Raw genomic sequence first — 12,922 nt, 5'->3', positions numbered from 1 at the left:
GTCACCAACGTCATGGCCGAGTACATCTAGACTGGGGAATTGTGACCACGCAGAACACCCCCGCTCAGACCGCAGTCGACCACCACGACCAGCAGGCCGTGCGCGCCGTCAAGCGCCACGCCCTGCTCGCCGAGGGCACAGAGGCGTTCCCGGTCGAGGTGAAGCGCACCCACTCGCTCGCCGCGGTCCGCGAGGAGTTCGACGGCAAGCACGAGCCGGGCTGGGAGGACGGCCCGGAGGTGTCGGTCGCCGGCCGCATCGTGTTCCAGCGCAACACCGGAAAGCTGTGCTTCGCCACCCTCCAGGAGGGCGGCCCCGACGGCGTCGGCGTGCGCCTGCAGGTCATGCTGTCCCTGGCCAACGTGGGCGAGGAGTCCCTGGCCGGGTGGAAGAAGGCCGTTGACCTCGGCGACCACGTGTCCGTGACCGGCAAGGTCATCGTCTCCCGCCGCGGCGAGCTGTCCATCATGGCCGACTCCTGGCAGATGGCCTCCAAGGCGCTGCGCCCGCTGCCGGTGCTGCATGCCGAGCTCAACGAGGAGACCCGCGTCCGCCAGCGCTACGCGGACCTGATCGTGCGCGACGCCGCCCGTGAGATGGTCTACACCCGCGCCAAGGTGGTCTCCGCGATCCGGCGCACCCTGGAAGGCCACGACTACGTGGAGGTCGAGACCCCGATCCTGCAGCTCGTCCACGGCGGCGCCCAGGCCCGCCCGTTCCAGACGCACCTCAACGCGTTCGACCAGGACATGACGCTGCGCATCGCGACCGAGCTGTACCTCAAGCGCGCCGTGGTGGGCGGGATCGACCGCGTCTACGAGATCGGCCGTGTCTTCCGCAACGAGGGCGTGGACTCCACCCACTCGCCCGAGTTCACCACCCTCGAGTGCTACGAGGCGTGGGCGGACATGCACGTCATGGCCGACCGCATGCAGCAGATGATCCTCGCCGCCGCGGACGCCGTGGGCGCCGGCCGGCAGATCCAGACCGAGAAGGGCACCATCGACCTCGACGGCGAGTGGGCATGGGTGGCCGTCTACCCCGGCCTGTCCGAGGCCGTCGGCCAGGAGATCACCCCTGAGACCGACGTGGCGGTGCTGCGGGAGATCGCAGAGCGGCACGAGGTGCCGGTGGACCCGCAGTGGGGCGCGGAGAAGCTGGTCATCGAGCTGTTCGGCGAGATCGTCGAGCCGACGCTGATCAACCCGACCTTCGTGTACAACTATCCGCCGGCCGCCCAGCCGTTGGCCCGGCCGCACCGGGAGGAGCCGGGCGTCATCGAGGCCTGGGACCTGGTCATCGGCGGCACGGAGCGTGGCACCGCGTTCTCCGAGCTGATCGACCCGGTCATCCAGCGCGAGCGCCTGACGGCCCAGTCCCGCGCCGCCGCCGCCGGCGACGACGAGGCCATGCAGCTCGACGAGGACTTCCTCCGTGCGCTCGAGTACGGCGCCCCGCCGATGGGCGGCCTCGGCCTCGGCATCGACCGCCTGGTCATGCTGTTCACCGGCGTGGGGATCCGCGAGACCATCCTCTTCCCGCTGCTGAAGCCGGAGGCCTGATCGGCCATGGCGACGTTCTGGGACTACTTCTCGGTGCTGGCCCCGTCCGTGGGCCTGGCGCTGCTGTTCTGGCTCATCATGCGCTCCCTGCTCCGCGCGGACACCGGTGAGCGTGAGGCGGAGGGTCGGAGGCGCTCGGGCGTGGACGCGCGCGCGGCGGCCGAGGAGGCCGAAGCCCGGGAATGGGCGCGCCGGCGGCGCGCGGATGAGGCGCCCGCCGAGGGGCACGTGGAGGCCGACGCCGAGGGTGCCGGCGAGGAGGTCGGCGAGGGTCGCCTGGAGACCGACGCCGAGGCGCCCGCCGAGGGGGCCGGCGAGGGGCGCGCCCCGGAGGAGGGTGCGCCGCGCGCCTGAGGGCGCGGTGCCAGCCAATGGACGCTACTGCGACCAGCACAACGGGTGCGCCGCGCGCCTGAGGGCGCGGCTCCGTCCGGCGGACACCCTTTCCTGCAGCGAGTATCCGCTGCAGGGGAATGACCCTGCGGAGGCAGGTTTCCCCGTGCCTGGGATTCTGCTGACAGACGACGCCTGCAGGAGAAATGTTCATCCGCAGGAAAGGCATAGATCGGCTACCGTGGAAGCGGACACAGAGAGCCAGGTGGCCGGAGAACCTTCCAGCGCAGCCTTTTCCCTTGGGTGAATCGGCTTGCCAGGGTGAATTCCCGGTCGCTGCAGACGAATGAGGGAGATGGGCAAGCACATGGCACAGAAGGTCGAAGTCGTCTTGGTGGACGATCTGGACGGCTCGGAGGCCGCCGAGACCGTGAAGTTCGCGCTCGACGGGCGCCACTACGAGGTGGACCTGTCCGAGGACAACGCCCGCGAGCTGCGCAACTTCCTCAAGCCCTACATGAAGAAGGGCCGCGCCGTGGCGCCGCCGTCCCCGAAGGCCGAGGCCGCGGAGATCCGCAAGTGGGCCGCGGACAACGGCTATGAGGTCTCCTCCCGCGGCCGCCTGCACCGCGACGTCGTGGAGGCCTACCGCAACGCCAAGCGCAGGTGACCTGCGGAGCCCGGCTCCAGGAGCCGGGGCCCCGTGGATCGGCCCCGACGGGGTCCGTGACGACGGGCGGCTGATCGCTTCACCCTGTGGCGAACAGCCGCCCGTCGCCCTGTCCGCGTGCGTAGGCTCGGGACCAATCGAAAGCCAAGGCAAGAGCCAAGGAGTGTGTCCATGTTCGAAAGGTTCACCGACCGCGCGCGGCGGGTGGTGGTGCTCGCGCAGGAAGAGGCGCGGATGCTCAACCACAGCTACATCGGGACCGAGCACATCCTGCTCGGCCTGATCCACGAGGGTGAGGGCGTCGCAGCCAAGGCCCTCGAGTCGATGGACATCTCCCTCGGCGCGGTCCGCGAGAAGGTGCAGGAGGACATCGGTCAGGGGCAGCAGAACCCGCCCGGCCACATCCCCTTCACGCCGCGTGCCAAGAAGGTGCTCGAGCTGTCCCTGCGCGAGGCGCTGCAGCTCGGCCACAACTACATCGGGACCGAGCACATCCTGCTCGGCCTGATCCGCGAGGGCGAGGGCGTCGCCGCCCAGGTGCTCGTGAAGCTCGGTGCGGACCTGAACCGCGTCCGTCAGACCGTCATCCAGCTGCTCTCCGGCTACCAGGGCTCCGGCCAGGGCGGCAAGGAGACCGCCGGCGTCGCCCCGGGCGGGCAGTCCGAGGGGCAGAACGCGGGCTCCGTGGTGCTGGACCAGTTCGGCCGCAACCTCACCGCCGCCGCCCACGACGGCAAGCTGGACCCGGTCATCGGCCGCGCCGAGGAGATGGAGCGCGTCATGCAGGTGCTCTCGCGCCGCTCCAAGAACAACCCGGTCCTCATCGGTGAGCCCGGCGTCGGCAAGACCGCGGTGGTGGAGGGTCTGGCCCAGGCCATCGACCGTGGCGACGTGCCGGAGACGCTGAAGGACAAGCAGCTGTACTCGCTGGACCTCGGCTCGCTCGTGGCAGGCTCCCGCTACCGCGGCGACTTCGAGGAACGCCTGAAGAAGGTCCTCAAGGAGATCCGCACCCGCGGGGACATCATCCTGTTCATCGACGAGATCCACACCCTCGTCGGCGCCGGTGCCGCCGAGGGCGCGATCGACGCCGCCAGCATCCTCAAGCCGATGCTGGCCCGCGGCGAGCTGCAGACCATCGGCGCCACCACACTGGACGAGTACCGCAAGCACATCGAGAAGGACGCCGCGCTCGAGCGTCGCTTCCAGCCGATCCAGGTCAACGAGCCGTCCGTCGAGGACGCCACCAAGATCCTCCGCGGCCTGCGCGACCGCTACGAGGCGCACCACAAGGTGTCCATCACGGACGACGCCCTCAAGGCCGCCGCCTCGATGTCCGCCCGCTACATCTCGGACCGCTTCCTGCCGGACAAGGCCATCGACCTGATCGACGAGGCCGGCGCCCGCCTGCGCATCCGCCGCATGACCGTGCCGCCGGAGATCAAGGCCTACGAGGGCCGCATCGCCGAGGTGCGCTCCGAGAAGGAGGCCGCGATCGACGGCCAGGACTTCGAGGGTGCCGCGCGCCTGCGCGACCAGGAGCAGCAGCTCGTGGACGAGCAGAAGCAGAAGGAACAGGCCTGGCGGACCGGTCAGGCCTCCGACGTCGCCACCGTGGACGAGGACCTCATCGCCGAGGTGCTGTCCAAGTCCACCGGCATCCCGGTCTTCAAGCTGACCCAGGAGGAGACCGACCGCCTCAAGAACATGGAGGCCGAGCTCCACCGCCGCGTCATCGGCCAGGACGAGGCCATCAAGTCCCTGTCCCGCGCCATCCGCCGCACCCGTGCCGGCCTGAAGGACCCGAACCGCCCGTCCGGCTCGTTCATCTTCGCCGGCCCCACCGGCGTCGGAAAGACTGAACTGGCCAAGTCCCTCGCCGAGTTCCTCTTCGGCGAGGAGGACGCCCTGATCACCCTGGACATGTCCGAGTTCCAGGAGAAGCACACGGTGTCCCGCCTGTTCGGCGCGCCTCCCGGCTACGTCGGGTACGAGGAGGGCGGCCAGCTCACCGAGAAGGTCCGCCGCCGTCCGTTCTCCGTGGTGCTGTTCGACGAGGTGGAGAAGGCCCATGCGGACCTGTTCAACTCGCTGCTGCAGATCCTCGAGGACGGTCGCCTGACCGACTCGCAGGGCCGTGTGGTGGACTTCAAGAACACCGTGATCATCATGACCACTAACCTCGGAACCCGGGACATCTCGAAGGGCGTCATGACCGGCTTCCAGTCCGCCACGGACACGGCCACCGGCTATGAGCGCATGAAGGGCAAGGTGCGGGAGGAGCTGCGCCAGCACTTCCGCCCGGAGTTCCTGAACCGCGTGGACGACGTGATCGTCTTCCCGCAGCTGCAGAAGTCCGAGATCGTGGAGATCGTGGACCTGTTCATCGCCCGCCTCGGCAAGCGCCTGGCGGAGCAGGACCTGTCCATCGAGCTCACCCAGGACGCCAAGGAGCTGCTCGCGGACCGGGGCTACGACCCGGCCATGGGCGCCCGTCCGCTGCGCCGCACCATCCAGAACCTGGTGGAGGACCAGCTCTCCGAGCGCATCCTCTTCGGCGAGATCCCGGCCGGCTCCCTCATCACCGTGGACACCACGGGCGAGGGCGAGGGCCGCGAGCTGACGTTCACGTTCTCCGGCGGCCGCAGCGAGGTCGAGGGCTCCCAGATGCAGGAGCTGGAGGCCGGCGTGTCCGAGTGACGCCGCGCCGCTGTCCGGCGGTCGATGCAGCACGCGGGGGCGGGGGCTTGACCCTCGCCCCCGCGGCGCGTTGACTCGCAGACAACACCGTCCCCCGCCGGACGGACCCGCCCGGACAGAGCCGGGAGCAACGGTCCGGCGGGGCGGCCGCCCGAGAGGCGGGCGGCCCTGCCCGGATGAGAGGAGACACCATGGCTGACATGGAGAACACGTTCGACAAGATCAAGGGCGACGCCAAGTCCGGCCTCGGCGAGGCCACCGGCAACGACCGCATGAAGGCCGAGGGACGCACCGAGTCTGCCGCCGCCGGAGCCAAGGATGCCGTCCAGAACGCCGGCGACAAGCTCAAGGGTGCCGCCGACGGCGTGAAGAACGCCTTCACGAAGGACTGAGGCGGCAGACCCAGGCCGACCTGGGCAGACGCGAGGCAGGGGCGGCGCCGGGAGCATCGTCCCTGCTCCGCCGTGAGGAAAAGGCGGTACATCGGGTACCAGAATGCCCAGGATGTTCCCAGGCAATAGGCGGCCCCGAGGGTGGCGCCGCGTCTGTGGATCTGCTTACGGTGGGGGCAACCGCTCAGGTGGCCGACCGGTCGCCACGGAGATCGAGGACTTCGGTCCACGGGATCCGGAGCGGAGGAAATGTCCCCCACTCCAAGGAGGTCCACACCATGGGCATCGGCGATCTCGGCAACCTTGCCAACGAGCACTCTGACAAGATCAACGACGCTGTCGACCAGGCTCAGGAGCAGCACGGCGACAAGCTCGGCGAGCACAAGGACACCGTGAACAAGGGCATCGACGGCGCTCAGGACAAGTTCCTGAACGGCGGCGAGAACAAGGACAACGAGCAGAAGTGACTCTGCCCGGGTCCTGACCGGCCCTGAACCGGTCGTCCGAAGGCCCCCGCAGCCTCCCCTCGAGGGATGGTGTCGCGGGGGCCTTCGTCATGTCCGGCATGCCCGGCCCCTCGCGCCGAACCAGAGGATTCGGCCGGTTCAAGACCCGGTGAAGTGACCATTTCTTCTGGCTCGGTGCAGCACACACTGGTTCGGTGCGGCACACGCCGTGGACGCCGGGCACGGTGCCGGTCCTACACTGGGCGGATGCCGAAGCTCCCGGTCGCCCTGCGTCCCGCCCGCACCACCGACGTCCCGGCCATCCAGGACATCGTCCGCCCCCACGCGGACAGCCGCGTCCTGCTGCAGAAGGAGACGGTGGCCTACTACGAGGCCATCCAGGAGTTCGTGGTGGCGGAGGACGAGGCCGGAGAGCTCGTCGGCTTCGGCGCCCTGCACGTCATGTGGGAGCACCTCGCGGAGGTCCGCACCCTGGCCGTCGCGGACCGTGCCCGCGGCGGGGGAGTGGGCCACGCCCTGTTGGAGGAGCTGCTGGAGCGTGCCCGCGCCGTCGGCGTCTCCCAGGTGTTCTGCCTGACCTTCGAGGTGGACTTCTTCTCCGCCCACGGCTTCGACGTCATGGAGGACCAGTCCGCCGTGGACCCTGAGGTGTACGCCGAGCTGCTGCGCTCCCAGGATGAGGGCGTCGCCGAGTTCCTGGACCTCGCCCGGGTCAAGCCGAACACCCTCGGCAACACCCGCATGATCCGCACCCTCTGACGCCCCGCAGGGGCGGCTGTCAGTCGGGGAACGAGTAGGCGCCGTCGCGTTCGAGGAGGAGGCCGTCGTCGAGAAGGCCGGCCAGGCAACGGGCCCACTGCGCCTCGTCCGGCACGTGTGTGCCCAGGCGCCGCGTTCCGGCCACGGCCTGGCGCACGGCGCCGACCTCCACGCGGCCGGCCTCCCGGACCGCGGCCATGACGGCGCCGCGCAGCTGGCGGTCCGTTCCCGCCCAGTCCTGCCCGCGCGGGGTGTGCTCCGGCTCCGGCCGTCCGGCGGACACCCAGGCGCACTGCTCGAGCAGAGGGCAGTCGTCGCAGCGCGGCGATCGGGCCGTGCAGACCAGCGCCCCGAGCTCCATCACGGCGGCGTTCCAGCGGTTGGCCCGCGTGCGGTCCGCCGGCATCAGCGCGTGTGCGTCGCGCATCTCCGCGCGGGTCAGGGTCTTCGGCGGCAACCCCTGCCCGCGGACCGCGCGGGTGAGAACCCGGCGCACGTTGGTGTCCACGACGGTCTCGGGGATGCCGAAGGCGAAGCTCGCCACGGCCGCCGCGGTGTACTCGCCGACCCCCGGCAGGGCGCGCAGGGCGGCAGGGTCCGCCGGCACCTTACCGCCGTGCCGGTCCACTATCGCCGCGGCCGCCTGCTGCAGGCGCAGCGCCCGGCGAGGGTAGCCGAGCCGGTCCCAGGCGGTGAGCACCTCGGCCGTGGAGGCCTCCGCGAGGTCGGCGGGACAAGGCCAGCGCTGCATCCAGTCCCGCCAGCGCGGCAGCACCCGGACCACCGGGGTCTGCTGGAGCATGATCTCGGAGACCATCACGCCCCACGGCGAGCAGTCGGCGCTGCGCCAGGGCAGGTCCCGCGCGTGGACGTCGAACCAGTCCAGGACCGCCGTGTGGAGGCGATCCTGGGCGGCAGGCGTGAGTTCGGCGACCTCGGGCATGGCGTCCACTGTAGCGGCGGGCTCCAGCCCTACCCTGGTGGGCATGGACGGCCTTCCCCCCACCGAGTCCGAGCGCGCCCGGCAGCGTGCCGCCATGTTCCGCCGCCGCCGGATCGTGTTCGGCGTCGTGGCCCTTGCCGTGGTGGTGCTCCTGGTGCTGGCGGGCATCGCCCTGGGCGGCCTGATCTCGCGCCTGGTGCAGGACATCACCGGGGAGTCCGACCCGGAGCCGGCCGCCGTCAGCGCGACCCCGACGCCCTCGGCGAGTCCCGTCCCCTCCGAGGAGCCGTCCTCCGGCCCCTCCCCGTCCGGATCCGCCTCGGACGATGCCGGCGGCAGCGGCTCCGCCGAACCGACCGAGAGCCCGTCCGGCAAGCCCTCCGACGACGCCGGTGACAAGCCCTCGGAGGAGCCGAGCCCCTCGCCGTCCTCCACCGCTCCGGAGGCGCTCGAGCCGCCGTGCCGGGGATCTGCCATCCAGGTCACGGCGGGCACGGACAAGACCGTCTACGACCGCGGCGAGCGTCCGGAGCTGGCACTGAAGGTGATGAACCTGTCCCAGGAGCCGTGCACCCTCAACGTGGGCACCACCGAGCAGGTCTTCGAGGTCACCACGGCCGAGGGGGACGACGTGTTCTCCACCGAGATCTGCCAGGCCGACCCGCAGGACCAGGACATGGTGCTCGTCCCGCACGACGAGCAGACCGCACTGTTCGAATGGAATCGCCGCAACTCCGAGAAGGACTGCACCGAGCGCGGTGAACTCGTGGATCCCGGCTCCTACCGCCTCACCGTGACGCTGGGCGACCACTCCTCCCAGCCGGTCGCCTTCCGCCTCACCGACGACAAGCCCGAGGGCCAAGACTGAGCAGCGACGGCGGCCTGTCCGGCCTCGTCTGTCCCCTTCCCCTCCACGACGACGGCCGCCCACCGTCCGCCGGCGGCCTCGCCCGTCCGTCGGGTCGCCTCAGCGGGTCCATGTGGGGATGGTGTTCAGCGCCTCGGACAGCGACCCCACCTGCGCGACGGTGAAGCCCTTCGGGACCTCGCCGAGCGGCTCGGAGGAGCGGGGGACGATCGCGCGGGTGAACCCCAGGCGCGCGGCCTCCCGCACGCGTCGGCCGATGCCGGGCACCGGGCGGACCTCGCCGGCCAGGCCGAGCTCGCCGACGGCGATCATGCCGGTCGGCACAGGGGCACTGAGCTTCGCCGAGGCCACCGCCACCGCGACCGCCAGGTCCGAGGCCGGCTCGGACAGGCGCACGCCGCCGACAGTGGCGACGTAGCAGTCGTCCTGGGCCAGGGCGAAGCGGGCGCGGCGCTGCAGCACGGCCAGGAGCATGTTCACGCGCGCCGAGTCCACACCGGAGACGGTCCGCCGCGGACTGCCGCCGGCGGATGGGGTGAGCAGGGACTGCACCTCCGCCACGAGCGGGCGGCGCCCCTCCAGTGTCACGGTCACGCAGGTGCCCTCCACGGGCTCTGCGGTGCCGGAGAGGAACAGGCCGGAGGGGTCGTCCAGGGATTCGATGCCGTCCTCGCGCAGGTCGAAGCAGCCGACCTCGTCCGTGGGGCCGAAGCGGTTCTTCACGGCGCGCACCAGGCGCAGCCGGGAGTGGCGGTCGCCCTCGAACTGGCAGACCACGTCCACGAGGTGCTCGAGCAGGCGCGGGCCGGCAATGGTGCCCTCCTTCGTCACATGGCCCACCAGCACCGTGGTGATGCCCTTCTCCTTCGCCGTGCGGATCAGTGAGGCGGCGACTTCGCGCACCTGGGTCACGCCGCCGGCGATGCCGTCCACCTCCGCCGACTGCAGGGTCTGGACGGAGTCCACGATCACCAGGGACGGCTGGATCCGTTCGATCTGTCCGAGGGCCCGGCCCAGGTCCGTCTCCGCGGCCAGGTGGAGGGTGTCCGCCAACGCGCCGATGCGGTCGCCGCGCGAGCGGACCTGCGCGGCGGACTCCTCACCCGTCAGGTACAGGACCGGACGCGGTGTGCCGTCCGTGCCGCGGGCGGTCTGGGCGGCCACGTCCAGGAGCAGGGTCGACTTGCCGATGCCCGGCTCCCCGGCCAGCAGGATCACGGCTCCCGGGACGAGCCCGCCGCCGAGCACGCGGTCCAGCTCGCGCACGCCGGTGCTGCGGAAGGAGGCGAGGGTGGCGTCCACGTCCGCGATGCGCGGGGCCGCCTCGGCCACCGTGGAGGCCTTCGTTGTGCCCGCGGTGGCCGTCATCCCGGCCTCCTCCACGGTTCCCCAGGCCTGACACCGGCCGCAGCGGCCGACCCATTTCACCGTGGTCCAGCCGCATTCGGTGCACTGGTATCCGGGGGGCCTGCGGGAGGAGGACTTCGAGCTCGCCATGGACGCCACTCTAGGGGCGGACCCGGACGCGATCAGACGCCCGGCAGGTAGCCCACGGCCTCCTCGTGGTCCGCGCCGGTGGCCTCGAGGAGGTCGACCATCATGGGCCGCAGCAGCATCACGAGGGCCTCGCCGTGCAGCGAGCCGCCGCCGAGGTGCGTCGGGTGCAGCCGGGAGGCCGCGGCGCCGAGCGCCTCGCGGGCGTCGAGCCGGCCCTGGCGGCGGCCGGCGGGCGTGGGCTCGTCGAAGCACCGGTTCAGGATCTGGACGGCGTCCGCGGCCTCGTCGAACCAGCTGCTCAGCGCCTCGGCCGCCTCGTCCGTGAGTGAGCCGGAGTCGATCAGGCTGACCACGCGCCGGGCCACGATGCGCAGGGAGCGGATCGCCAGGTCGGAGCGGTCCACCGCGTAGGCGACGACCGTCACGAAGCCCTTCTGCCGCCGTTCGAGCGGGGAGTAGGTGGTGACCTCGCGAGCCATCTGCACTTCGCGGCGCAGCTCGTCCAGCACGGACTGTGTGCCGCGCCCGGTGATCAGCGCCATCCATGCCGTGCTGGACTCCTGCGTGCGCAGTGCCGTGGACAGGTCCCGCAGGATCGAGACCATGGGGTCGTACAGGGCCTGCAGTCGCTTCGCGGTGGACCTCTGCGTGCGGTGCGGCCTGAGGAACGTGACGATCAGGGCGCAGCAGGCGCCCACGACTGCGTCCAGGCTGCGGGAGAATGGGCCGTCCGCGGGTGCCGGGAGCAGCACGACCAGGACGGCCTGGAGGGACATCTGCGTGGTGAAGATCGGCCCGGAGTCCAGGAACCGGGCCGCCATGATGGACACGAACAGGACGATCGCCGCCTGCCACATCCCGCGGCCGAGCCCGAGCATGAGGGCATCACCGATCAGGATGCCGAGCGTGCAGCCGACGGAGACCTCGAGCACGCGGCGCAGCTTGGGCTCGCGGCCCCAGCCGAGGCCCACCAGTGTGGCGGTCGCGGCGAACAGCGGCCCCTCGTGGCCGAGCACGGCCTCGGCGAACCAGTAGGCCGCCACGGCGGCGATCGTGGTCAGGGCCGCATGGCCGGCCGAGGAGCGGGTGCGCATCCAGCCGGCGCGGGCGCGGCGTCGGACGAAGCGCCGCAGCCGCTCGCCGAGGCCGAGCTCCTCCACCTGCGGCAGGGTGCCGGTGGCGGTGGAGTGGCGGTGTTCCATGCCCGCCAGCCTATCCGTGCCGTCTGCCGAGGGGAGGGAGGGTGGCGTGACGACAGTCCCGTCCCTGACAGATCGCCTGGGCGCGACGTCGACGCCGCCGAGCCTCCGGTGTGCACGAGGTCACAGGAAGGTGACGAAGCGTCTGCCCTCGTTCACCGTCCATTCAACCGGGATGGACCGACGGTTCACAGACCGCCCGTAGCTTCGTCGTACGGCGTAAGCCGGGGGTGGACGCCCCAGGCGATCCACGTTGCTGACACCGGCTCCCGCCACCACTGTCATCCGACCTCTCGAAAGGGGCACTTCCCGATGAAGGCTCTTCGTGCAGGCCGCGCCGCGGCCCTCCTGTCCGTTGCCGCCCTGGCCCTGACCGCCTGCTCCTCCGCTGACAACGGCGACTCCGACAACGGCAACAACGATGAGACCTCGCAGGTCTCGGGCACCCTGACCGGCGGCGGCGCCTCGTCGCAGGAGGCCGCCATGGGTGCCTGGACCGTCGGCGTCTCCGACGTCGCCCCCGAGCTGTCCGTGAAGTACGACCCGGTGGGCTCCGGCAACGGTCGTGAGGGCTTCCTGTCCGGCCAGTACTCCTTCGCCGGCTCCGACGCCGCCATGGGCGAGGACGAGGACCCCACCGAGGTCTGCGGCGAGAAGGGCGCCTTCCACGTGCCGGCCTACATCTCCCCGATCGCCGTGGCCTACAACCTCGAGGGCGTCGAGGGTGTCCAGATGGACGCCGAGACCATCGCCAAGATCTTCGCCGGTGAGATCACCAAGTGGAACGACCCGGCCATCGCCGACCAGAACGAGGGCGTCGAGCTGCCGGACAAGGACATCACCGTCGTCCACCGCTCGGACGACTCGGGCACCACCGAGAACTTCACCGCCTACCTCACCGAGGCCGCCGGCGACGCCTGGAAGTACGACGAGATCGAGACCTGGCCGTCCGAGATCCAGGCCGAGTCCGCTCAGGGCACCAAGGGCGTCGTGGGCCTGGCCTCCAGCACCGACGGTGCGATCACCTACGCCGACGCCTCGGCCACCGGCGACATGAACACCGTGAAGGTGAAGGTCGGTGAGGAGTACGTCGAGTACTCCTCCGAGGCCGCCGCCGCCACCGTGGACAAGTCCGAGGCCAACGAGGACGGCTCCATCGAGCTCGACCGCGCCACCGGTGAGGAGGGCGTCTACCCGATCGTCCTCGTCTCCTACCACATCTACTGCAACGAGTACCAGGACCAGGAGACCGCCGACCAGGTCAAGGCCTTCGCCTCCTACGTGATCTCCGAGGACGGCCAGAAGGCCTCCGAGGAGTCCGCGGGCAACGCCCCGATCTCCGAGGAGACCCGCAAGGCCGCCCAGGAGCGCATCGACGCGATCGCCGCCCAGGGCTGACCCGCCTGGCCTGATCCACTCCGCGCTGTGACGCCGCCGTCAGCCGTCGGCCCCGTGTCAAACGGGGTCGACGGCTGACGCCGTGGACGAGGCCGGCATTGCTCCATCCCCACTGTGGGCCTGCGCCGACGGGT

General features: G+C 70.9%; 12 protein-coding genes. 9 read left to right on the top strand and 3 right to left on the bottom strand.

The annotated features are described in order from the left end of the window. The first annotated feature begins 41 nt into the window (after nt 1-41). The 7 genes from lysS to HMPREF2863_RS05435 all read left to right on the top strand — a co-directional run bounded on the left by lysS (nt 42) and on the right by HMPREF2863_RS05435 (nt 6,883). Entirely contained in the window at nt 42-1,562 is a 1,521-nt protein-coding gene (gene lysS, locus HMPREF2863_RS05465; protein ID WP_070638648.1) for a lysine--tRNA ligase, read from the top strand. A gap of 6 nt (nt 1,563-1,568) precedes the next feature. Continuing rightward, nucleotides 1,569-1,916 (top strand): hypothetical protein, encoded by a 348-nt coding sequence (locus HMPREF2863_RS12300; protein WP_246828836.1) that lies wholly within the window; start codon nt 1,569-1,571, stop codon nt 1,914-1,916. Nucleotides 1,917-2,250: 334 nt separating this feature from the next. Next, nucleotides 2,251-2,565: a histone-like nucleoid-structuring protein Lsr2 gene (locus tag HMPREF2863_RS05455; protein ID WP_371327620.1), complete on the top strand. Its 315-nt coding sequence runs from the start codon at nt 2,251-2,253 to the stop codon at nt 2,563-2,565. A 171-nt stretch (nt 2,566-2,736) separates the two neighbouring features. Further along, nucleotides 2,737-5,265, top strand: a complete 2,529-nt coding sequence (locus tag HMPREF2863_RS05450; protein ID WP_070638646.1) for an ATP-dependent Clp protease ATP-binding subunit — start codon at nt 2,737-2,739, stop codon at nt 5,263-5,265. 191 nt (nt 5,266-5,456) lie between these two features. Beyond that, entirely contained in the window at nt 5,457-5,657 is a 201-nt protein-coding gene (locus HMPREF2863_RS05445) for a CsbD family protein (RefSeq protein WP_067190085.1), read from the top strand. Between the two features lie 278 nt (nt 5,658-5,935). Then, nucleotides 5,936-6,124, top strand: coding sequence for an Rv0909 family putative TA system antitoxin (locus HMPREF2863_RS05440; RefSeq protein ID WP_067190087.1), 189 nt, complete (start codon nt 5,936-5,938; stop codon nt 6,122-6,124). 246 nt (nt 6,125-6,370) lie between these two features. Continuing rightward, entirely contained in the window at nt 6,371-6,883 is a 513-nt protein-coding gene (locus HMPREF2863_RS05435; RefSeq protein ID WP_070638644.1) for an amino-acid N-acetyltransferase, read from the top strand. A gap of 19 nt (nt 6,884-6,902) precedes the next feature. Here the strand turns inward: HMPREF2863_RS05435 and HMPREF2863_RS05430 are convergent, their stop codons facing one another. Next, nucleotides 6,903-7,826, bottom strand: coding sequence for an HhH-GPD family protein (locus HMPREF2863_RS05430; protein WP_102214146.1), 924 nt, complete (start codon nt 7,824-7,826; stop codon nt 6,903-6,905). A 43-nt stretch (nt 7,827-7,869) separates the two neighbouring features. Here HMPREF2863_RS05430 and HMPREF2863_RS05425 point away from each other — a divergent pair, with 43 nt between their 5' ends. After that, nucleotides 7,870-8,694, top strand: a complete 825-nt coding sequence (locus HMPREF2863_RS05425; protein ID WP_070638638.1) for a hypothetical protein — start codon at nt 7,870-7,872, stop codon at nt 8,692-8,694. A gap of 99 nt (nt 8,695-8,793) precedes the next feature. On the opposite strand, the gene radA is transcribed toward HMPREF2863_RS05425, so the two are convergent. Further along, the gene (radA, locus tag HMPREF2863_RS05420; protein WP_070638635.1) at nt 8,794-10,191 is read right to left on the bottom strand and encodes a DNA repair protein RadA; all 1,398 of its coding nucleotides are present in this window, start codon (nt 10,189-10,191) and stop codon (nt 8,794-8,796) included. A 32-nt stretch (nt 10,192-10,223) separates the two neighbouring features. Next, on the bottom strand, nt 10,224-11,393 hold the full coding sequence (locus HMPREF2863_RS05415; protein ID WP_067190097.1) for an FUSC family protein: 1,170 nt from the start codon (nt 11,391-11,393) through the stop codon (nt 10,224-10,226). Nucleotides 11,394-11,702: 309 nt separating this feature from the next. Between HMPREF2863_RS05415 and HMPREF2863_RS05410 the strand changes: the two genes are divergently transcribed. Then, entirely contained in the window at nt 11,703-12,788 is a 1,086-nt protein-coding gene (locus tag HMPREF2863_RS05410) for a phosphate ABC transporter substrate-binding protein PstS (RefSeq protein ID WP_070638632.1), read from the top strand. Nucleotides 12,789-12,922 lie beyond the last annotated feature (134 nt).

Source organism: Micrococcus sp. HMSC067E09 (genome assembly GCF_001812555.1).
Taxonomy (GTDB): Bacteria; Actinomycetota; Actinomycetes; order Actinomycetales; family Micrococcaceae; genus Micrococcus; species Micrococcus lylae.
Note: the sequence above shows the minus strand (reverse complement) of the source record. Positions and strands in the feature narration are given on the sequence as shown.

Excerpts from the sequence above, each read along its gene's own strand:
- HMPREF2863_RS05430 (WP_102214146.1), bottom strand. The coding sequence starts at position 7,826 with ATGCCCGAGGTCGCCGAACTCACGCCTGCCGCCCAGGATCGCCTCCAC.
- HMPREF2863_RS12300 (WP_246828836.1), top strand. The coding sequence starts at position 1,569 with ATGGCGACGTTCTGGGACTACTTCTCGGTGCTGGCCCCGTCCGTGGGC.
- HMPREF2863_RS05410 (WP_070638632.1), top strand. The coding sequence starts at position 11,703 with ATGAAGGCTCTTCGTGCAGGCCGCGCCGCGGCCCTCCTGTCCGTTGCC.
- HMPREF2863_RS05450 (WP_070638646.1), top strand. The coding sequence starts at position 2,737 with ATGTTCGAAAGGTTCACCGACCGCGCGCGGCGGGTGGTGGTGCTCGCG.
- HMPREF2863_RS05455 (WP_371327620.1), top strand. The coding sequence starts at position 2,251 with ATGGGCAAGCACATGGCACAGAAGGTCGAAGTCGTCTTGGTGGACGAT.
- HMPREF2863_RS05415 (WP_067190097.1), bottom strand. The coding sequence starts at position 11,393 with ATGGAACACCGCCACTCCACCGCCACCGGCACCCTGCCGCAGGTGGAG.
- HMPREF2863_RS05425 (WP_070638638.1), top strand. The coding sequence starts at position 7,870 with ATGGACGGCCTTCCCCCCACCGAGTCCGAGCGCGCCCGGCAGCGTGCC.
- radA (WP_070638635.1), bottom strand. The coding sequence starts at position 10,191 with ATGGCGAGCTCGAAGTCCTCCTCCCGCAGGCCCCCCGGATACCAGTGC.
- HMPREF2863_RS05435 (WP_070638644.1), top strand. The coding sequence starts at position 6,371 with ATGCCGAAGCTCCCGGTCGCCCTGCGTCCCGCCCGCACCACCGACGTC.
- HMPREF2863_RS05440 (WP_067190087.1), top strand. The coding sequence starts at position 5,936 with ATGGGCATCGGCGATCTCGGCAACCTTGCCAACGAGCACTCTGACAAG.
- HMPREF2863_RS05445 (WP_067190085.1), top strand. The coding sequence starts at position 5,457 with ATGGCTGACATGGAGAACACGTTCGACAAGATCAAGGGCGACGCCAAG.